General features: G+C 49.8%; 16 protein-coding genes, 4 tRNA genes and 1 pseudogene. 13 read left to right on the top strand and 8 right to left on the bottom strand.

Features of this window, described 5'->3' with window-relative positions; translation table 11 throughout:
- Positions 1-50 precede the first annotated feature (50 nt).
- Positions 51-1,091, bottom strand: coding sequence for a histidine kinase (locus tag HMPREF1028_RS05995; RefSeq protein ID WP_009311884.1), 1,041 nt, complete (start codon positions 1,089-1,091; stop codon positions 51-53).
- 77 nt (positions 1,092-1,168) lie between these two features.
- Here HMPREF1028_RS05995 and argH point away from each other — a divergent pair, with 77 nt between their 5' ends.
- Complete coding sequence (gene argH / locus HMPREF1028_RS05990; RefSeq protein WP_009311883.1) at positions 1,169-2,548, top strand: argininosuccinate lyase; 1,380 nt, start codon at positions 1,169-1,171, stop codon at positions 2,546-2,548.
- Between the two features lie 83 nt (positions 2,549-2,631).
- On the opposite strand, the gene glnD is transcribed toward argH, so the two are convergent.
- Complete coding sequence (gene glnD, locus HMPREF1028_RS05985; RefSeq protein ID WP_009311882.1) at positions 2,632-5,193, bottom strand: [protein-PII] uridylyltransferase; 2,562 nt, start codon at positions 5,191-5,193, stop codon at positions 2,632-2,634.
- Between the two features lie 47 nt (positions 5,194-5,240).
- Positions 5,241-5,558, bottom strand: coding sequence for a helix-turn-helix transcriptional regulator (locus tag HMPREF1028_RS05980; protein WP_009311881.1), 318 nt, complete (start codon positions 5,556-5,558; stop codon positions 5,241-5,243).
- A gap of 409 nt (positions 5,559-5,967) precedes the next feature.
- Between HMPREF1028_RS05980 and HMPREF1028_RS05975 the strand changes: the two genes are divergently transcribed.
- From HMPREF1028_RS05975 to HMPREF1028_RS05930, 11 genes and pseudogenes are all read left to right on the top strand, one after another.
- Positions 5,968-6,044 (top strand) — tRNA-Pro (locus tag HMPREF1028_RS05975).
- A gap of 286 nt (positions 6,045-6,330) precedes the next feature.
- Positions 6,331-7,695 (top strand): sodium-dependent transporter, encoded by a 1,365-nt coding sequence (locus HMPREF1028_RS05970; protein ID WP_009311880.1) that lies wholly within the window; start codon positions 6,331-6,333, stop codon positions 7,693-7,695.
- Positions 7,696-7,846: 151 nt separating this feature from the next.
- Positions 7,847-7,960: pseudogene (locus tag HMPREF1028_RS14635) on the top strand (IS5/IS1182 family transposase); the annotation flags it as partial.
- Between the two features lie 190 nt (positions 7,961-8,150).
- Complete coding sequence (locus tag HMPREF1028_RS05965) at positions 8,151-10,034, top strand: tetratricopeptide repeat protein (RefSeq protein ID WP_003778238.1); 1,884 nt, start codon at positions 8,151-8,153, stop codon at positions 10,032-10,034.
- 80 nt (positions 10,035-10,114) lie between these two features.
- Positions 10,115-10,705 carry a lipoprotein insertase outer membrane protein LolB gene (gene lolB / locus HMPREF1028_RS05960; protein WP_009311879.1) on the top strand — a complete coding sequence of 197 codons (591 nt, stop codon included), beginning with the start codon at positions 10,115-10,117 and terminating at the stop codon, positions 10,703-10,705.
- A 14-nt stretch (positions 10,706-10,719) separates the two neighbouring features.
- A complete protein-coding gene (gene ispE / locus HMPREF1028_RS05955; protein WP_009311878.1) occupies positions 10,720-11,568 on the top strand; it encodes a 4-(cytidine 5'-diphospho)-2-C-methyl-D-erythritol kinase in 849 nt (282 codons plus the stop codon).
- A 6-nt stretch (positions 11,569-11,574) separates the two neighbouring features.
- Positions 11,575-11,650 (top strand) — tRNA-Gln (locus HMPREF1028_RS05950).
- 11 nt (positions 11,651-11,661) lie between these two features.
- Positions 11,662-11,737: transfer RNA gene (locus HMPREF1028_RS05945), tRNA-Gln, on the top strand.
- A gap of 11 nt (positions 11,738-11,748) precedes the next feature.
- Positions 11,749-11,824, top strand: a tRNA-Gln gene (locus HMPREF1028_RS05940).
- 243 nt (positions 11,825-12,067) lie between these two features.
- A complete protein-coding gene (locus HMPREF1028_RS05935; RefSeq protein WP_045072760.1) occupies positions 12,068-13,051 on the top strand; it encodes a ribose-phosphate pyrophosphokinase in 984 nt (327 codons plus the stop codon).
- Between the two features lie 66 nt (positions 13,052-13,117).
- Positions 13,118-13,690 carry a 50S ribosomal protein L25/general stress protein Ctc gene (locus HMPREF1028_RS05930; protein ID WP_009311877.1) on the top strand — a complete coding sequence of 191 codons (573 nt, stop codon included), beginning with the start codon at positions 13,118-13,120 and terminating at the stop codon, positions 13,688-13,690.
- A 133-nt stretch (positions 13,691-13,823) separates the two neighbouring features.
- On the opposite strand, the gene HMPREF1028_RS05925 is transcribed toward HMPREF1028_RS05930, so the two are convergent.
- The gene (locus HMPREF1028_RS05925) at positions 13,824-14,549 is read right to left on the bottom strand and encodes a metal ABC transporter ATP-binding protein (RefSeq protein ID WP_198006979.1); all 726 of its coding nucleotides are present in this window, start codon (positions 14,547-14,549) and stop codon (positions 13,824-13,826) included.
- A gap of 454 nt (positions 14,550-15,003) precedes the next feature.
- Positions 15,004-15,678, bottom strand: coding sequence for a phosphoesterase (locus HMPREF1028_RS05920; RefSeq protein WP_009311875.1), 675 nt, complete (start codon positions 15,676-15,678; stop codon positions 15,004-15,006).
- A gap of 118 nt (positions 15,679-15,796) precedes the next feature.
- Here HMPREF1028_RS05920 and HMPREF1028_RS05915 point away from each other — a divergent pair, with 118 nt between their 5' ends.
- Positions 15,797-16,240 carry an RpiB/LacA/LacB family sugar-phosphate isomerase gene (locus HMPREF1028_RS05915; protein WP_009311874.1) on the top strand — a complete coding sequence of 148 codons (444 nt, stop codon included), beginning with the start codon at positions 15,797-15,799 and terminating at the stop codon, positions 16,238-16,240.
- A 77-nt stretch (positions 16,241-16,317) separates the two neighbouring features.
- Here HMPREF1028_RS05915 and HMPREF1028_RS05910 read toward each other — a convergent pair whose 3' ends face one another.
- The 3 genes from HMPREF1028_RS05910 to HMPREF1028_RS05900 all read right to left on the bottom strand — a co-directional run bounded on the left by HMPREF1028_RS05910 (position 16,318) and on the right by HMPREF1028_RS05900 (position 19,052).
- Entirely contained in the window at positions 16,318-16,878 is a 561-nt protein-coding gene (locus HMPREF1028_RS05910; RefSeq protein WP_009311873.1) for a hypothetical protein, read from the bottom strand.
- Between the two features lie 91 nt (positions 16,879-16,969).
- Positions 16,970-18,448 carry an RNA ligase gene (locus HMPREF1028_RS05905; RefSeq protein WP_009311872.1) on the bottom strand — a complete coding sequence of 493 codons (1,479 nt, stop codon included), beginning with the start codon at positions 18,446-18,448 and terminating at the stop codon, positions 16,970-16,972.
- 25 nt (positions 18,449-18,473) lie between these two features.
- The gene (locus tag HMPREF1028_RS05900; protein ID WP_009311871.1) at positions 18,474-19,052 is read right to left on the bottom strand and encodes a hypothetical protein; all 579 of its coding nucleotides are present in this window, start codon (positions 19,050-19,052) and stop codon (positions 18,474-18,476) included.
- Positions 19,053-19,101: the final 49 nt, after the last annotated feature.

The raw sequence follows: 19,101 nt of genomic DNA, 5'->3' as shown, positions 1-19,101 counted from the left end.
GGTCGTCTGAAATTTTTCAGACGACCTTTGACCTTTGGGGGATGGTTGTATTAACCGAACAGCCTGTTTACATCAGAGGCTTTTTTGCGGTAAGGCAGGCGGATGTCGACGCGGAAAATGCCGTCGAGTTGGCGGCTTTGGATTTTGGCATCGTTGTCGTACATCAGCGTCAGGCGTTCTTTGAGGTTGTGCAATGCCATTGAGTTGCCTTTGTGCGGTTTGGCGTTTTCGCTGCTTTCGGGCGGGGTGTACGGGTTTTCGATGCGGATGTAGATGGATGATTTGTTGAGCTTGGTAAACACGGTAATCATACCGGGGCGGTGGGTCGATTCGACGCCGTGGAAGACCGCGTTTTCCAAAAGGGGTTGGAGCAGGAGGTGCGGCGTTTCCGCGTCATCGGGCGCCTGGTGCTGCCACATCACCTGCACGCGCATATGGCCCATGCGGATTTGTTCGATGGCGATGTATTCCTGCGCCCATTCGATTTCCTGCCCTAAAGTGCTGCTTTGGCTGCCGTCGCGCAGTTGGGCGCGGAAGAGGTTGGCGAGGTTCTCCAGCAGGGTTTCCGCATCATACGGACGCAGACGGATGAGGCTGATGGCGGCGTTGAGGCTGTTGAACAGGAAATGCGGGCGGATGCGGGCGGTCAGCGCGCTGAGGCGGGCTTCGGAAATCGAAGGCGCAAGGCCGTTCCGGCGCGAAGCTTCGTAATACATCAGCCCGAGCAGGAAAAGGTTGAACAGGAAGAAATGTTGCGAGAGCGTTCTACCGTGTGTTTTCAGAATGAAAAAATCGACGATTGCAAATATCGATAAGTTCAAAAAATAGGTAATAATGACACCGTAGGGCGATGTTTTGATGGCAGGGGTGAAGATATTGACGAAATAGGCTTTGACCAAAATCCCCAGCAATACGGGAAACACCCATTGGGAATGATGGTAAATCTCTGTGGAATAGGAGAGCGAAGAATCGCTGATCAAGGGTAAAAAGAACAGACTGCCCAAGACAATAATCAAAAGGCGCACGACTGTTGCCGAATTGCGCAGGTCCGGGACGGCGAATGTATTGTTGATTTGACGTATAATAGACATAAAATTTCCAACCGTTTTCTTTTAATGCGTTTATACGAGCCTTATTGGCTCTGTTATTTTATCTGAAGGACGAAACCATGAGTAAGGACAAAACCTGGTCGGGCCGTTTTAACGAGCCTGTTTCCGAGCTGGTGAAGAAATACACCGGTTCGATCGATTTCGACAAACGGCTTGCCGAGTGGGACATTCAGGGTTCGCTGGCTCACGCGCAAATGCTTGTTCAATCAGGTGTTTTGAGTGAAGAAGATTTGGCGGCGATTCGTCAGGGAATGGCGGAGATTATAGCAGAAATCAAGGACGGTACTATTTCTTGGTCGCTGGATTTGGAAGACGTCCACATGAACATTGAACGCCGCCTTACCAACAAAATCGGCGATGCCGGCAAACGCCTGCACACCGGTCGCAGCCGTAACGACCAAGTCGCTACCGACATCCGCCTTTGGCTGCGTGATCAGATTACCGTTATTCAAGACCTGATTCGAAACTTGCAAACGGCTTTGGTTGATTTGGCGGAACAAAACGCCGAAACCGTCATGCCCGGTTTTACCCATCTGCAAGTCGCCCAACCCGTCAGCTTCGGGCACCACATGCTCGCCTACGTCGAAATGCTCGGACGCGATTTCGAACGCATGGCAGACTGTCGCAAACGCGTCAACCGTATGCCGCTCGGCGCTGCCGCCCTTGCCGGTACGACCTATCCGATTCAGCGCGAAATCACCGCCGAATTGTTGGGCTTTGAACAAATCTGTCAAAACTCGCTCGATGCCGTATCCGACCGCGATTTTGCCGTCGAGTTTACCGCCGCCGCCTCGCTGATTATGGTTCACCTGAGCCGCCTGTCTGAAGAATTGATTTTGTGGATGAGTCCGCGTTTCGGCTTTATCGACATCGCCGACCGTTTCTGCACAGGTTCGTCCATCATGCCGCAGAAGAAAAATCCCGATGTGCCCGAACTCGTGCGCGGCAAATCCGGCCGTGTCATCGGACACCTTATCGGCCTGATTACCCTGATGAAATCTCAGCCTCTGGCGTACAACAAAGACAATCAGGAAGACAAAGAGCCGCTGTTTGACACCGCCGACACGCTCATCGACACGCTGCGGATTTACGCCGATATGATGCGCGGCGTGACCGTCAAACCCGACAATATGCGCGCCGCCGTGATGCAGGGCTTCGCCACCGCCACCGACTTGGCGGATTATTTGGTAAAAAAAGGCATGCCTTTCCGCGACAGCCATGAAGTCGTCGCCCAAGCCGTGCGCCACGCCGACCAAGTGGGCGTTGATTTGAGTGAACTGCCGCTTTCGGTCCTGCAAGGTTTCAGCAACCTGATTTCAGACGACGTGTACGGTGTGCTGACACCCGAAGGCAGCCTGAACGCGCGCAACCACTTGGGCGGAACCGCGCCGGAACAAGTGCGCTTTCAAGTGAAACGCTGGCGGGAGTTGTTGGCTTAAAGAAAATGAAGTAAGCAGAAGGTCGTCTGAAAACGGGGAACAGGGTTTCAGACGACCTCTTGCTTTTCCTTTAAAACCAACCATCACACCGACAATTGTGCCAACAAAGCCTGTTTCAACGACGACTGTGTTTTCGGGTTTTTCAAATCGGGGCTGAAGACGATGAAGTTGTCTTCGACGCGTTCGTCCAGCGTGGAGATTTTGGCGTAGCGTAGGCTGACGTTGTGGGCGAAGAAGACTTCCGCCATGTCGGCGAGCAGAAAGGGGCGGTTGACGGCGGTGATTTCGACGGAGTACCAGTCGGGGTAGTCTTCTTCAGGGGTGATGGTGATGCTGGGCGCAATCGGCATGTAGCGGCTGCGGCGGCTGATGCGGCGGCTGCGGCTTTGGGTTTCGGCAACGGTGTGTCCGTGGATAAAGCTGTTGAGTTCGGCTTCGAGCGCGCTTTGGATGTCGGGGTAGTCTTCGGGGGCGTGCTGCGAGGGAATTTGCACGATGAAGGTGTCGAGGATGTAGTCGTGTTCGGTGATAAAGGCGCGGGCGGCGAGAATGTCGAAGCCGTGGCGGCTGAAGATGCGGCAGAGGCGGGCGAACAGGCGCGGGCCGTTGGGCATGAAGACCATGACTTGAAAGCTGTCGCTTTTGAACAGGATGCGGCTGCGGACGATGGGGGTTTCAAAGTCGTGTACGAGGTTAGCGGCGTGCCACAGGATTTCGCGGGATTGATGGCGGGCGAAGTAGGCGGAACCGAGCGCGTTCCATAGTTTTTTCTGCTGTTTTTCGGGGACGGCGGCGCGGGTAAGCAAGTCGGCGGCTTCTTGCTGGCGGCGGCCGAAGAGGGCGTGCGGGTTGCCGCCGTTACCTGCGAGGTAGCGCCCGGCGGCGTGGAACAGGCTTTCCAGCAGGCTGGCGCGCCATGCGTTCCACAGTTTGGGATTGGTGCCGCGTATGTCTGAGATGGTCAGAAGGTAGAGTGCGCTGAGGCGTTCGTGGGTTTGCACGCGTTTGCAGAAGGCATCGAGTACGTCGGGGTCTTGGATGTCTTCTTTTTGGGCGACGGTGGACATGAGCAGGTGGTTTTCGACCAGCCAGGCAAGCAGGTCGCTTTCTTCTTCGGTCAGGAAGTGGTCGGCGGCAAATTGACGTGCGTCTGCGATGCCTTGTATGGCATGGTCGCCGCCGCGTCCTTTGGCGATGTCGTGGAAGAAGGCGGCGAGATAAAGGATGTCTTGTTTTTCAAAGGACTGCATCAGCGCGGAGGCGTAGGGCAGCTCGTGGCTGTGCATGTCTAGGGCAAGGCGGCGGACGTTGCGGACGACGGCAAGGATGTGGTCGTCCACAGGATAGATGTGGAACAGGTCATGCTGGAGCAGGCCGACGATTTTTTCCCATGCGGGCAGGTAGCGGCCCAACACGCCGTAGAGGTTGAGAAAGCGCAGGGTTTGGGTCAGTCCGTTGCCACGGCGGAAAAAGCCGGCGAAACGGCGGCGGTTTTCGGGATTTTGGTAGAAGCTGCGGTTGATTTTGCGCGTCGCGCCCCACCAAGCGCGCAGGGTTTGCGGTTCGAGCGCGGTAATGTCGTTGCGCTGCTGCATGATTTCAACGATTTTGAAAATGTGTTCGGGTCGTCTGAAAAAAATATCGGTGTGCCGCGCGGCGATTTGGTTGTTCACTTGGATGTAGTCGTCGTCAATCCGCAGGGTAACGCGCATCGGCGTGGAGGAAACGCGGCTTTGCAGCATGGGCGTGAGGATGCCGCTTAATTGTTTGACGGTTTTAATCGCGCGGTAAAACACGCGCATCAATTCTTCGCTTTGACGACGGAGGTTCACACCCTTATAGCCCATGCTTTCGGCGACTTGCGGCTGCAAATCGAACAGCAGGCGGTCTTCGGCGCGCTTTGCGTTTAAATGCAGATGGATGCGGATGTGGGCGAGGCGGCGGTAGCCGTGTGAAAGCATGCCGGCTTCGGTGCGCGTCAGAATGCCTTGTTTGACCAGCGCAGGCAGGTTGGCCGCTAAGCCTTGCGCCTTCGCTATCCAAAGCAGGGTATGGATATCGCGCAGACCGCCCGGACAGCTTTTGATGTTCGGCTCCAATACCGCTCCCGAACCTTGCGATTTGGCATGGCGGTGTTCCATCTCTACCAGTTTTGCTTCGATAAACGCGGCTACATTGCGTTGCGCGTTCATTTTTTCCGTCAACTCGTCTGCTGTCTGGCGGTTGCCGAACAAAAAACGAGCCTCTAAAAACGCCGTGTCCCCCGTAATATCATCGCGCACGCTTTCGCACAGTTCGTCAACGCTGCCGCTTTTGACCGACGGTGAAAGTTTCATATCCCACAAAGCCTGCACGAAAGCCGCAATTTTTTCCTGAAGGTCGTCTGAAACGGTTTCAGACGACACGACTGCCAAATCTAAATCAGAATAAGGATAAAGCTCGCCGCGCCCGAAGCCGCCGGTCGCCATCAGGCATAACGCGCTGTTTTGAAAATGCTCTGCCCACAATGCCGCCAGCAAGGTTTCGACTGCCGCCGCGTATTCCCTGAAAAATACCGACACGCGGTTGGCTTTCAAATAATGCGCTTCGGCGGCAGCGCGCTGCTGTTTGAAGGTTTCCAATGCTGAAGACAGGTTTGCAGACATTTTTTATTCTTTCGAGTTATGGGGAGAGGAGGCGGATGACTTGGCGGTCAAATATCGTTTTCAGACGACCTCTGTTGGGCATTAGAGGGATTGGTCATCAGGTTTAGCAGCTCCTGCGGCGACAGCAGCAACTGATACGCAGCCACACCCAAAGCCGTCGCCATTTTTTCAATATTCGACAACGCAATGTTCCAGCGTTTGCGCTCCACCGCCGACACATAAGTCCTATCCAAACCGCATTGCCGCGCCAGCTCTTCCTGAGACCAGCCCTTATTCACGCGGAAAAGTCGCATGTTGTACGCCAAGACCGCCCGTAAATCCTGCTCGTCAGGCAGTTCGGCAGGCGGAGTCAATTTATTGCTCATGATTTTGTTTCCGGATAAATGGTTGAAGTTAAGAATTTGCTGTTACGGATTTTACTTCACATAAAAGCCAAAAAAAAGGGGTGGCAACAGCCACACCCAAACACACACACATCAAGAGGAAAGAGATAGAGAGTATTAAATCAAAGCAGATGCATCATCTACTGATCAGAAAATCTTGAGGACTCTGAGAAATTGTCGTCTCAGCTCCAATGTCGGCGATTATAAATGAAACTCAATTTGGAGCTTTGATTCAAATCAAGTCTGAGGATTATTTGTAAAATAAATTTTAAAGATAGGTTATGTTAATTGAAAACAGAGGCAAATTGAAGGCAATTCATCTATTTTTATTTTAGATTGTGAACAAAATCCGTGCATCCTGCCGAAAATTCCTCTATAATAGCCACTCATTCGGAATGTAGCGCAGCCCGGTAGCGCACTTCGTTCGGGACGAAGGGGTCGGAGGTTCGAATCCTCTCATTCCGACCAAATATAAAAACCTGCTTTGATTGCATGATCAAAGCAGGTTTTTTCATATCGTGGTTTCAAGTCTGAATTCTGACATTTTAATAGGGTGGGAAATGACAATGGTTTCCTAGTGTATCCAGCTATATCCCCTGTTTTGTTTTCAGACGACCTTTGTCTTTATGGCTTTCCCCTAAAAAATGCAAAATTCCCAGATGTTTTCACTATACTGCTTTTTGATATTCAGTTAAGAACCGTTAATCCGTTCGCGTATAATTTCAAGTTTTCCCAACAAGGCAGATGGTGTTTTATGTCTTCCAACCAACCCCGTCAAACTTGGTCCAACCGTTTGACTTATATCCTTACCGTTGCCGGCGCGACTGTCGGTTTCGGCGCGACGTGGCGTTTCCCGTATTTGGTCGGTGAAAACGGCGGCGGCGCGTATGTGTTTTTATTCTGTATCGCCATGTTTGTTATCGGTATTCCGATGATTTTGGTGGAAAACGTCATCGGACGGCGCAAAGGTGTGAATGCGCTGGATGCATTCGGTGGCTCGTTGAACGGCAAACCCGTCGCCAAAATTTGGAAACTGGTCGGCTGGATGGGCTTGCTCGGATCGTTCGGCATTATGGCGTATTACATGGTGCTCGGCGGCTGGGTGATCAGCTATATCGTTAATATTATTAGCGGAAATCTGAATATTTCCAGCCCTGTCAGCGGCGAAATAACGAAAAGCTTCTTTACCGAACACATCGAAAACAGCCCTTGGGAAATTGCGTTCTACACTTTCTTGTTTGTCGTTGTGAACCAATGGATTTTGGTCAAAGGTGTCATCGGCGGCATTGAAAAAGCGGCGAAATACCTGATGCCGCTGCTGTTTTTGTTCTTGATTGCCATGGTCGTGCGCAACGTTACCCTGTCGGGCGCGATGGAAGGGATTACTTTCTATCTGAAGCCTGATTTCAGCAAGATTACCGCCGAACTGTTCGTCTTCGTTTTGGGGCAAGTATTTTTCGCACTGAGCTTGGGTTTCGGCGTGATGATTACCTTGTCCAGCTATCTGGATAAAAACGAAAATTTGGTGCAAACCGCAGTCATTACGGCAATTACCAATACCATTATCGCCGTACTGGCGGGCTTTATGATTTTCCCGTCGCTCTTCAGCTTCGGCGTCGCCCCTAATTCCGGTCCGACTTTGGTATTCCAAAGTTTGCCGATTGTGTTCTCGAATATGTGGGCAGGGCCTGTGTTCGCCGTGATTTTCTTCTCGTTGCTCCTGATTGCCGCGCTGACGACTTCGCTGACCATTTATGAAGTGTTGATTACAACAATTCAGGAGAAAACCAAAATCCGCCGTACCGCAGCGATTACGATTGTACTGGCTGCCATCTTCATCTTCGGCAACATCCCGTCCATTTTGAGCTATGGCCCGTGGAAAGACGTTTCCGTGTTCGGCAAAAATATTTTCGATGCTTTTGACTACATCAGCGGCAACATCTTGTTTATGCTGACCGCGCTCGGCTCCGCGCTGTTTGTCGGTTTTGTGATGAAGGACGAAGCGAAAGACGAATTGCTCTATAAAGGCAACCATACGACGGTCAATATTTGGTTTGCCTATGTGAAATACCTCGTGCCGTTGGTGATTTTGCTGATTTTCGTCAGCAATTTGTTGTAATGGTGCGTAAGGTCGTCTGAAAACTTTAAACTGCCTTATATTCAGTATTGATAAAGCTCGTTCAGGCGGTTGATGTAAGCTGGGTTCTGTAAATGACAGAACTCAGCTTTTTTGATTTCGAGTCGAATTGTTGATGGCCGTAGTCTGCTTATATAGTGGATTAAATTTAAATCAGGACAAGGCGACGAAGCCGAAGACAGTACAGATAGTACGGCAAGGCGAGGCAACGCCGTACTGGTTTAAAGTTAATCCACTATATTTGATTACGGTGGTTAAGCGCGAAGAGATAGCCGGGAACCTGTTCAAATTCAGGGCAAGGGGTCGTCTGAAAAGGAGGAATATTACAATAGGTTTACGGTTGCTTAAATCTACAAAGTTGGCCGCTTGTGATAAAGTTACGTTTGATTATGGCCGTATGAATTCTGATGCGGCTTTTTTGTACACAAAGGATTGTTATGTTGCTGTCCCCAACCCGCGCCCGCACGATTGCCGCTGCGGTCATGATGTTGTTTGCGGTGCAAGTTTCCGCCGCCAGACAGGATAATGCCGTCGAGGTGAAAACACCGAAAGACGTGAAACAGATTATTCAAAAGAGAAACCGCTTTACGCCTGATGAATTCAAGGTCGAGCAGGCTCGCCGTGTGAATATACAAAATCGTGCAAATCAGATATTTACCTTATTGAGCGGCGAAATACTGTTGCAGAAAGGTGATGCCGGTACGGCGTTGGCAACATACATGATGATGTTGAACAATACCAAATCGCCGGAGGTAGCGGAACGCGCTTTAGAAATGGCGGTTTCGCTCAATGCGTTCCAACAGGCGGAAATGATTTATCAAAAATGGCGTGAAATCGAACCTGTTCCGGGTAATGCGCAAAAACGTATGACTTGGCTGCGCAATATCTTGCTGGGGCAGGGCGATAAGACCTTGAATGGTTTGGATGATATTTTGGCCAATGCCAGCGAAGAACAGAATCAGCGTATTTTCCTGCTGTTGGCTCAGGCGGCGATTCAGCAACCGGGGTTGGCAGAGAAAGCTTCGTCACAAGTCCATAAGGAAGCTTTGAAATATAAAGATTTGCCGGAAGCTGCGATTGCCGATGTGATTTTCAGTGCGCAAGGCGGTAAAAAGAAACATGCCATTGCGGCATTGCAACGTTTGGCAGGGCTGGATGCAGAGATGCTGCCGCCGACTTTACTGACTTTACGGCTGATGGCGCAACGCAGTCCCGAGATATTAAACGGCTTCTTCGAGCAAACCGATACGCGCAATCTTTCGCCCGTATGGCAGGAGTTGGAAATCGTCAACCTGATTTCCAATAAACAAAACGACAAAGCCTATGCGCGCCTGCGTACGCTGTTGGAAAATAACCCGAATCCAGACCTGTATATTCAGGCAGCGTTGTTGGCAAGCAATCGTAAAGACGATATTTCGACGATTATCAATTATTTGGATAAGGCGTATAACATCGGAACAAGCGAACAGCAAAGCCGTGCCGCCCTGATTGGTGCGATGGCTTATGCCGATGTTAAAGATTATCCCAAAGCCAAACAATGGCTTGCCAAAGTTGTTTCCCCCAGTTATGTTTTTGATAAAGCAGTTTTCGGTGCTTCATTAGAGGCCGAGCAAGGAAACGGTAAGGCAGCTTTGGCAGAAGCACGTCGGGCGCAAAGCCTGCCGGAACAGGAAGGGCGTTATTTCGGCAGTAAGGAATTGCAACGGGTTACCCTGTTTGCTTTGTCCAAACACGATAATTTGCAAGAAGCATTGTCCGAGCTGAATAAAATGTTGCCCAAGATAAGCCGGCAGCCGGATGCCATGGAGCAGTTGCCTGATGTTTTGTACCAACGAGCCATGATTTATGACCGTATGGGCGATCAGGGCAAGGCAATTGCCGATTTGCGCCGCGTAGTCGAATTGGCACCGGATAACGCCAATGGTTTGAATGCGTTGGGCTATATTTTGCTGTCCCCGACCAAGAAAAATTTAGACGAAGCCTTTAAACTGATTCAGGCTGCTTATCAAATCGAGCCGGAAAACCCCGCCATCAATGACAGTTTGGGTTGGGCTTATTTCCTGAAAGACGATGTGCAAACCGCATTGCCTTATTTGCAATATGCGTTTGAAAAATATCCCGATGCAGAAGTTGCCGCACACTTGGGCGAAGCATTGTGGGCATCCGGAGAGCAGGAAAAAGCCAAAAAAATATGGACGGACAGCCTGAAGGGTGAAGGCGATATGAAAATATTGCGGGAAACCATGAAGCGTTTCGGCGTGGAGGCTGCTCCTAAACCAACGAAAAAAGCCCAATCGGGGCGTTCCGTAAAATCGAAATAATGAAAGAGGTCGTCTGAAAGCAAGGCCTTGGAAGAAGCCGGGATGATAGATAGTTTTCAGACGACCTTTTGGGAGTATTTATGAAATTACAAACCTTAGTATCTATTGCAACACTGATATTGCTTGCCGCTTGTGTGCATCCTAATTTGTCTCAGCAAAATGATTGGAAGCCGGCGGAGAATGTCAATGATTTCACTGCGGACGGAAGATTGGCAGTAAAAGTCGAAGAAAAAGGCTCTTACGCCAATTTTGACTGGTCCTATCAAAATCAAGTCCAAACGATTAGCGTCAATACGCCTTTGGGCAGTACGGTCGGACAGTTATGTAAAGACAATCAAGGTGTATTGGCAGTAGACAGTAAAGGTCGAGTCTATCAGGCAGAAACAGCAGAAGAGCTCAGCAACAAACTTTTGGGCTATGAATTGCCTGTTCAATATCTGCATATTTGGGCGGATGGCAAACGCGTTGCCAATGCGCCATATCGATTGTTGCCCGATGGCCGTTTGGAACAATTCAATTGGACTATTACACGCAGCACCAATAGCGAAGGCAAGCCGAAAATCCTTCAATTGGAAAATGCCAAATTAAATGTCCGTCTGGTATTTGACGAAGTCAACCACGAACCTGCTGCCAGCGATCAGACGCAATGTGCAGCCCGCCTTAAAAAATAAAAAAAGAGCTTGATATGGACATTTCTTCCGACGCTCAAGCCTTTCCCGCGCCTGCTAAGTTGAATCTCGATTTGCGTATTACGGGCAGAAGGGATGACGGATACCATAATTTAGAAAGTATTTTCTGCCTTATCGGGCTGTATGATACCGTCCACCTGAAGCCACGAGACGATAAAAAGATTATTCTGCATAATCCCACTGAAGGTATTCCCTGCGAACAAGATTTGGCTTATCGTGCCGCACTTTCTTTGCAGCAACATACCGGTTCCTGTCGTGGTGTGGAAATCTGGTTGGAGAAAAAGATTCCGACAGGGGGAGGATTGGGCGGAGGCAGCTCCGATGCGGCAACTGTGTTAACCGTGTTGAATCAATGGTGGCAATGTCGGCTGACAAGGCAACAGCTTATTGATTTGGCGGTTGGTTTGGGTGCGGATGTGCCGTTTTTCCTTTTTGGGCAAAGTGCTTTTGCACGAGGAATCGGTGAGCAATTAGTCAAAATAGAAATTCCTAAACAATGGTATGTGATAGTCAAACCGTCGGTACATGTTTCTACTGCTAAAATTTTCTCGCATGAGAACTTGACACGAAATTCCAAACCAAGCATAATGCCGACTTTCCAATCTTTGCAGCCGTTTAGAAATGATATGCAGGCTGTTGTTTTTCAGGAATATCCTGAGGTTTGGAAAGCTTATTGTGAATTATCCGAATATGGTTCTGCGCTAATGACAGGGTCTGGAGCGTGTATATTTCTCTTTACGGATAGTCGGCAAGAAGCAAACAATATATACCAACAAGTTTCACAATCATATGAAGCATATTGTGTTGAAGGTTTAGACGTTCATCCATTGTTTCAAATGATTTGATAAAGTTGGGGAGTCGTCAAGCGGTTAAGACACTGGATTTTGATTCCAGCATGCGAAGGTTCGAATCCTTCCTCCCCAGCCAAATCCCTTTGTTGGGGAGTCGTCAAGCGGTTAAGACACTGGATTTTGATTCCAGCATGCGAAGGTTCGAATCCTTCCTCCCCAGCCAGCACCCTTTATTGGGGAGTCGTCAAGCGGTTAAGACACTGGATTTTGATTCCAGCATGCGAAGGTTCGAATCCTTCCTCCCCAGCCAAATAAGAGCGTGTAAGTTCCCTTACACGCTCTTTTATGTTGAAAATCAATGACAACGCAGAAAAACTTTGTTTTATAGTGATAAATTTGGATTGTGATGAGGCGTACCCGCGATATAACGCTGCAAATTTAATTCACTATGCCGTTCATTGTGCGTATAATACCGCTCGTAATGTCTTGGACATAGGCAGAGGGAAGCATGACGTTTTCTGAGCGGAAGTTAAACATAAAATCAGGTGAAAATATGGCTGCATACGACAGTTTGATGGTATTTACCGGCAACGCAAATCCGGAGTTGGCTCAACGCGTTGTCAAACACTTGGATATTTCGTTAGGCGAAGCCTCCGTATCCAAATTCTCAGACGGCGAAATTGCCATCGAATTGATGGAAAACGTCCGTGGTCGTGATGTATTTATCCTGCAGCCCACCTGCGCCCCAACCAATGACAACCTGATGGAAATCCTGACGATGGCCGATGCGCTGAAACGCGCTTCCGCCGGTCGTATTACCGCAGCAATTCCCTATTTCGGCTATGCCCGCCAGGATCGCCGTCCACGTTCTGTACGCGTTCCGATTTCCGCCAAACTGGTGGCCAATATGTTGTATTCCGCAGGTATCGACCGCGTTTTGACTGTCGATTTGCATGCTGACCAGATTCAGGGTTTCTTTGATATCCCTGTTGACAACATCTATGCCACTCCTATTTTGTTGAATGACATCAAACAGCAGCGGATTGAAAACCTGACCGTAGTCAGCCCTGATATTGGCGGTGTGGTCCGTGCCCGCGCTGTGGCGAAATCATTAAATGCCGATTTGGCAATTATTGACAAACGCCGCCCGAAAGCCAATGTGGCGGAAGTCATGAATATTATCGGCGACATTCAAGGCCGTACCTGTCTGATTGTGGACGACATGATTGATACCGCGAATACGCTGTGTAAAGCTGCCGTCGCTTTGAAAGAGCGCGGAGCAGAGCGTGTCTTGGCATATGCCAGCCACGCCGTATTCTCCGGAGAGGCAGTCAGCCGTATTGCCTCGTCTGAAATCGACCAAGTTGTCGTTACCGACACTATCCCTTTGTCTGAAGCGGCCAAACAATGCGACCGCATCCGTCAAGTGACGATTGCCGGCCTTTTGGCTGAAACGGTCCGCCGCATCAGCAATGAAGAATCCGTCTCATATCTTTTCAATGAAGAAGTGATGACAGGCAGCATGTTGCTGCCATAACCCCGAAGCCGTCTTAAGCTGGTCGCGGCCGATGACGGTAGTTTTATTTAATTTGGAGTATTTAACATGACTTATGAAATTCAAGCCTCTGTTCGTGAAGCACAAGGCACTGGTGCGAGCCGCCGCCTGCGTCGCGAAGGCCAAATCCCCGGCATTTTGTACGGTGAAGGTCAAGAGCCCGTTGCAATCACTGTGGATCACAAAACTGTATTCTACGCATTGGAAAAAGAATCTTTCCACACTGCACTGATCAAACTGTCTCTGAACGGTGAAACCAAAGACGTTATCGTCCGTGATTTCCAAATGCACCCGTTCCGTCGCGAAGTTCAACATATCGACTTCCAAGCCGTTAAAGCCGACCAACCTGTACGCATCCGCGTTCCTCTGCACATTGTTAACGCTGAAAACTCTCAAGCCGTTAAACTGCAAGGTGGTCGCGTATCCCTGTTGAACACTACTGTTGAAGTGGTCGCTTTGCCTGCCAACATCCCTGCATACTTGGATTTGGACTGCACTAAAGTCGTTGCCGGCGACATCCTTCACCTGTCTGACATCCAACTGCCTGAAGGTGTAGAAAGCGTTTCTCTGAAACGTAACGAAAATCTGGCGGTTGCTACCGTTACCGGTAAAAAACGCTAATCATCGTTTCAAGGATGATTTGAAAAAACTGCACTAATAATAGTGCAGTTTTTATTTTGCAGCCGTAAGTTAATTGCTTGATAGGACTTCAATAAAAAAAGCATTGCAATGGAAATTTAGCAATGCTTTTTTGTTATACCTCGCACCAATCTGCCGATTCTTGCCTTTGCATCAGTGCATTGGCTTGGCTTAAATTGGCGTCGGTCAGTACGGTATGGGTTGCGCCTGCAGCAACTTTTTCCCGTGCAATCAATACAGTATGGGGGAAATAGGTTCGGACTTGTTCGTAATCATGCAAAACGGCAATGATGGCTTGACCTTCTTCATGGCATTGTTTCAATACGTCTAGCAATGCGTAAGTTGTTCGGGCATCTACCGCGTTAAAAGGTTCGTCCAAGAGCAAGAAGTTGGCGTTTTGAGCCAGCATCCGCGCAAATAGGACACGTTGGAATTGCCCGTTGGAAAGGTGGGAGATTTGACGGTCGGCAAGATCCTGAACGCCGACGCGCTCCAATGCAGCCATCACCCGTTGGTGTTGTTGGGCGTTTACGCGGCCAAAAAAGCCTATTTCGTACCATAAACCCATCGCGGAAAGCTCAAAGACAGTCATAGGCTGGCTGCGGTCAATGTCCGACTGCTGGGGCAGATAGGCGATATCTTTACGTTGCAATCCTTCAAGGGACACTTTGCCCGTATCGATGTTTTGAAGTCCCATAATGGCTTTGAGCAGCGTAGATTTTCCCGCACCGTTGGGGCCGAAAATTGCCCACATGCTGTGGTCTTCAAAAGTAATATCGATATGGTGGATGGCAGGGCGGCGTTGGTAGCTGACTGTCAGATTTTCTACCTTGATGCTCATGATGCGACTGCCCAAAAATATATTGCCCATAATGCTGCAATTGCAAGAAGGGCAATCAGCAGCCGTTGGAATAGGCCGGTTAAGAGAATGGAATTCATAAGTCGTAAAGCATTCAGACGACCTTAAGGTGATGTATTGGCGCAAGCAGATAAGAACATCGGCGGCATATAACAAATTTTGATTTTGCTATGAAACTAAAGTAATGCGCTACCGAATTATTGGTTTGCTCTAAGAGAGGGATAGGTCGTCTGAAAGAAAGTAAATGAGTTTCGAGATGATACTGTATAACATTCTGACTGTAAATTTGTTTTTGACAATACAAGATTGAAAAGGAGGCGGCATGGTTTGTTTGACGCTTGGGGTCGTCTGAAAATGTTTTTCAGACGACCTTTTCGTTATTGGATGGAGTCACGCTATCCGCATTTGAACATGGCTACCCGCATCAGTTTGATTTTTATTTTTGCGCCTTCTGATTGGCTTTATTGTTGAGTGAACGTAACTGGTGTGCTACGAAATACTTGGCGGCCTCTACTTGGGACGGAACGGTCGGGTTTTCTCCGAAATATGAGATTTTCGGCAGCGGACTGAGGAAGCTGTCGATGTCCTGCGGGGTGAGGAAACGGCCGTGCAGGTCGAAGCCGACGTTTAAGGCGCGGCCGGGGATTTCTGCCAGACGGTCGTGCAAATGGCCATATAAGTGATACCAGCCTTTGTGGCAGCCGTCCCATTCGTTAATCGGGTAGTGGAACAAAATCAGCGTGTTGTCTATTTCGTCCAATTGCAGTTTTCGGTAGGTTCGGGCGGATGACAGTAACGGATGGCCGTCGTGTTTGACGGTTTCAAACAGGTATTTGTTGTGATGGCGGATGATGTCGTCGTGGTTGCCGTAAATCAAGTGGTGTTTGCCGTTGAGGCGCGATAGGACGGCTGCGATTTTTTTGATGTCATGGGCGAAAGACAAATCGCCCAAGTTGTATACGTCATCGTCGGGGGAAACGGTTTCGTTCCATGTTCTGATCAGGTATTCGTCCATGTCGGCGATGTTGTCGAACGGGCGGAACTGCGGGCAGAATTTGGCGATGTTTTTGTGCGAAAAATGTAGGTCGGATGTGAAAAAGATTTTGCTCATGTTGCGTTTCCTGTGATTTTTCGATGCGGTTTATGGTGCGGTAGTGCGGCTATCGGCTTGAACCGTCTTGCAAGCGGGCGTATGCTGGTTATGTTTATTATGTGGTTAAGGAGTATGTATGCGTTTGGTTATTGCCGCGCCTGCCAACGGCGCACTATTAAAAGACGCGCTTAAAGCGCATTTGCAAAACGATCCGCGTGTCGGTAGTTTGGTTGATTTATCCTCGTTGGACGGAACGTATCCGCAGCTTTCGTTTGCAGCGGCGCAGGAAGTGGCGGCGGGACGTGCCGACCGCGCGCTGTTGATTTGCGGTACGGGCGTGGGTACGGCGATTGCCGCCAATAAGGTACGCGGCATACGGGCGGCGACGGCACATGATTTGCTCACCCTTCGCGGTTCGGTGGAAAACTACGACGCGCAGGTTTTGTGCATGGGGCAGAACGTCATTGCCGCGCCTGCCGCTTGGGCGTTGGTGGATATTTGGCTGGATTTGCGCCACGACACAAGCAGCGGTTATGCGCCTAAGGTTGGCGAAATCGAGGCATTCGAACGCGGGGCGTAAGCGCATTATTGTTTTGGCTTTAAACAGACGACCTTGTTGTACTCTGCCGACCAGGTCGTCTGAAAACGTTTAAACGCTTATTTTCCGTTTTTGCTGCAAAGATGTTGTTCGCTGCTGTCGCAGACGGTAAATTTGCGCAGCTGATCCAAAGCGTTGTGTATTTCTTTCTTGTTCGGCGCGTAGCGAAAGGCGTATTGTTTCACATACAGGCTGTCATCGCCTTGTATGGCCTTGAACCAAGTGTATTCGGGTTTGCCGGTTTGCGGGTTGTATTCGCAGGTAAGCTGCCACACTGCGGCGGAATAGCCGTTTGCTTCACCTTCAGTTATGGGATTGAAGCTGCTTTTCGGACAGGCATTCTGCCATAAGTTTGCAGTATTGTTCCGGAATTCCTCTGCACCAAGGTTTGCGCCTGCCATGGACTGCAGGGTGATCATTTGTGTCCAGTTGTCGACAGTCTGTTTTTGCGGTACGAGCTCGACCATGATCATGCCGGTTTGTTCGGTTTGATAGTCGATTTTGAAGTCTTTGGGCGGTTCGCCGAAGGATGCCATCTCCGCAGCTTGCGCCGCCTGTACCGCTAACGGGAGCATTACGGCAGCAAGCATCAATTTTTTGACAAGATTGTTTTTTTTCATCGTTTTTCCTTTTGCAATAATGAGGGGCGGATGAAACGAAGTATCCGCCGCCGTCATATTATCACAAGCGTCCGGCATTTTTCAGACGACCTTACAGTTGCCGTAAGAATGCTTGGATAAACGCAATCTTATCCAATTCCGGCATGGCGTTGAACGCTTCGCGATGCTCGTGGATATGGTCGATTAAGGGGTAAAACTCTTCATCGACGTGGCGTTTGTCGAGCTTGCGTCCGATGTTGCCTTCGTTGCTTCGTCCCAGAAACTTGGAAATCAAGTAATACGGCGATTTGAGTTTGAACAGCATTTCGCCGTTTTGCGCATCAAATACCATAAAGCCTTCGTGTTCCACGTTTTTCAGACGACCTTTCAGCTCGCCGAACGTGATGTTTTTCAGCGTTTCAGGGCGGCGGATGCCGTATTGTTTGCCGATTTCGTCCAATTCGGCTTCAGTAAACTGACGGCCTGTCGCCACGTCGATGCAGCCGATTAGGGTTTCGCCCAATTCTTCGCGGATGATGTGCACGTCTTTTGCGTCTGTGATTTCAAACAAAAAAGTGTGGTTCGGATAAGCGCGGAACAGGGTTTCGTATTGCGCGCAGTGTGCGGCGGTCATGTCTGCAAACGCGCTGTCGAGCGAACCGGTGGTCGAATACAGCACTTTGCCGTCAAACGCCGCGCCGTGGGACGGGTGGTCGTCTGAAAGCGAGACGAAAGTGCAGCAGCCGAGGAAGCCGTTTACTTTTACGACCGCATCCACCAATCTATCGTCGCTGATTCGGATCGGATAACGGCTACCTTTGGCAATACGTTCCGAATAATTGAACACTTTTTTAAACGGGCGCACGATGATGCGGTTGTGCGCGTCGATAATCAAACCGCGCATTTCCAGCAGCGCGTCGTCGAAGCGGTTGTCGTAGAACACGCTGCGGGCGTATTTCAACACGCGCAATTCGGGATAACGCTTGGATGCTTTGGCGGTAAAGTTGCGGCTGCCGTGTTGCAGATAATTTTCGGTAACGAAGGTTTGCTGCGCTTCGTCAAACGACAAGGGTTGCCGCTCGAAAGCCTGCATCTGCTTGATTTTTTCCAGTTGTTCCGCGCTGGCGGGTTGTACGGCTTCAACGTGGATTTCGTTTGCCACACGGTTTTGGTTCAGCTTGATATACGCCGCCAACACGTCATGCTCTTTCACGCCGTGCAGGTTGGGATAGAAATTGTGCATACGGTAGATTTCTGTTTCAAAACCGCTTTTTTTCGCCAGATCCAACAAATGGCGGCAACGCGAAGCCTTTTGGTTGGTGTTGGAATGGATGATTAAAATGTTGCGGTTCGGATTTTGGCGTCCGATTTTTAAGGTCTCGGTCATCAAGGCATTACCGCGTTTCTGCGCCTTATCCAGCGCCTCGCCCGACCAGCGGTACACGCCGTTTTCGTCGGTCATGAGTAAGTCGTTTTCAATACGGACGATTTCCGCATCCGGATACTGCGCTTTAAATTCGGCGGCTTTTTGTTCGGCAAAAGTCGATTTTCCCGAACCTTGATGACCGCGGATTAAGATGAATTTTTGCATGGTTTTAGTTTCCTTATTTGGGTTTTCAGACGAAGTTTGGTGTGAGGGGTCGTCTGAAAACAATACGGGCGATTTCTTTATTGATTTCTTCCGTCAGCAAACGGACGGGATAACTTTGCCAATCGGGATAACGGCTGCTGTGATAACAATGCCAATAGCTGCGGATGCGGTTTTTCTGCTTTTGCCAATAAAGCGGGTTGTCAGCGAAAAAACGTGCCAAAGCCGCAGCGTTGTGTTGGAAAAATACGGCAACGTCAAATTGTATCGGCAAAACGTATTCGCCGAGCAACTGTGCGGCAAAAGGCAGGACGAACGCAGGCTGTCCGGCGGCGAGCAGCGGTTTGAAATGCCGTTCGCGAATATGACCGTCATGATGGCGAGTATTCAGACAGTGTGCCATCAGTTGCCGAACCTCATCTCCTTTCGCATGGAAAGCCGCATATTGGCGTCTGATGAGGCGGATTGTCTGTCCGTCTGAAACAACGGTTTCCCCTTGGAGGACGGACAAGCGACTGCGGTAGGGCTGCCGCAAAATCAGCGTTTCTGCCTCATGCCGCAAGGTCGCAGGAAAGGTTTCGCACAGGGCTAGTTTGTCAGCATTCATGTTTGCCACTCAATCTTTTACCGGTAAGGTCGTCTGAAAACGTTGTCCA

Origin of the sequence: Neisseria sp. GT4A_CT1 (genome assembly GCF_000227275.1) — a bacterium.
In the GTDB taxonomy this organism is placed as follows: domain Bacteria; phylum Pseudomonadota; class Gammaproteobacteria; order Burkholderiales; family Neisseriaceae; genus Neisseria.
This window is presented reverse-complemented; position numbering and strand designations above follow the sequence as displayed.

What these genes read in the sequence shown, in the direction of transcription:
- HMPREF1028_RS05995 (WP_009311884.1), bottom strand. Translation starts at nt 1,091, where the DNA reads ATGTCTATTATACGTCAAATCAACAATACATTCGCCGTCCCGGACCTG.
- argH (WP_009311883.1), top strand. Translation starts at nt 1,169, where the DNA reads ATGAGTAAGGACAAAACCTGGTCGGGCCGTTTTAACGAGCCTGTTTCC.
- glnD (WP_009311882.1), bottom strand. Translation starts at nt 5,193, where the DNA reads ATGTCTGCAAACCTGTCTTCAGCATTGGAAACCTTCAAACAGCAGCGC.
- HMPREF1028_RS05980 (WP_009311881.1), bottom strand. Translation starts at nt 5,558, where the DNA reads ATGAGCAATAAATTGACTCCGCCTGCCGAACTGCCTGACGAGCAGGAT.
- HMPREF1028_RS05970 (WP_009311880.1), top strand. Translation starts at nt 6,331, where the DNA reads ATGTCTTCCAACCAACCCCGTCAAACTTGGTCCAACCGTTTGACTTAT.
- HMPREF1028_RS05965 (WP_003778238.1), top strand. Translation starts at nt 8,151, where the DNA reads ATGTTGCTGTCCCCAACCCGCGCCCGCACGATTGCCGCTGCGGTCATG.
- lolB (WP_009311879.1), top strand. Translation starts at nt 10,115, where the DNA reads ATGAAATTACAAACCTTAGTATCTATTGCAACACTGATATTGCTTGCC.
- ispE (WP_009311878.1), top strand. Translation starts at nt 10,720, where the DNA reads ATGGACATTTCTTCCGACGCTCAAGCCTTTCCCGCGCCTGCTAAGTTG.
- HMPREF1028_RS05935 (WP_045072760.1), top strand. Translation starts at nt 12,068, where the DNA reads ATGGCTGCATACGACAGTTTGATGGTATTTACCGGCAACGCAAATCCG.
- HMPREF1028_RS05930 (WP_009311877.1), top strand. Translation starts at nt 13,118, where the DNA reads ATGACTTATGAAATTCAAGCCTCTGTTCGTGAAGCACAAGGCACTGGT.
- HMPREF1028_RS05925 (WP_198006979.1), bottom strand. Translation starts at nt 14,549, where the DNA reads ATGAGCATCAAGGTAGAAAATCTGACAGTCAGCTACCAACGCCGCCCT.
- HMPREF1028_RS05920 (WP_009311875.1), bottom strand. Translation starts at nt 15,678, where the DNA reads ATGAGCAAAATCTTTTTCACATCCGACCTACATTTTTCGCACAAAAAC.
- HMPREF1028_RS05915 (WP_009311874.1), top strand. Translation starts at nt 15,797, where the DNA reads ATGCGTTTGGTTATTGCCGCGCCTGCCAACGGCGCACTATTAAAAGAC.
- HMPREF1028_RS05910 (WP_009311873.1), bottom strand. Translation starts at nt 16,878, where the DNA reads ATGAAAAAAAACAATCTTGTCAAAAAATTGATGCTTGCTGCCGTAATG.
- HMPREF1028_RS05905 (WP_009311872.1), bottom strand. Translation starts at nt 18,448, where the DNA reads ATGCAAAAATTCATCTTAATCCGCGGTCATCAAGGTTCGGGAAAATCG.
- HMPREF1028_RS05900 (WP_009311871.1), bottom strand. Translation starts at nt 19,052, where the DNA reads ATGAATGCTGACAAACTAGCCCTGTGCGAAACCTTTCCTGCGACCTTG.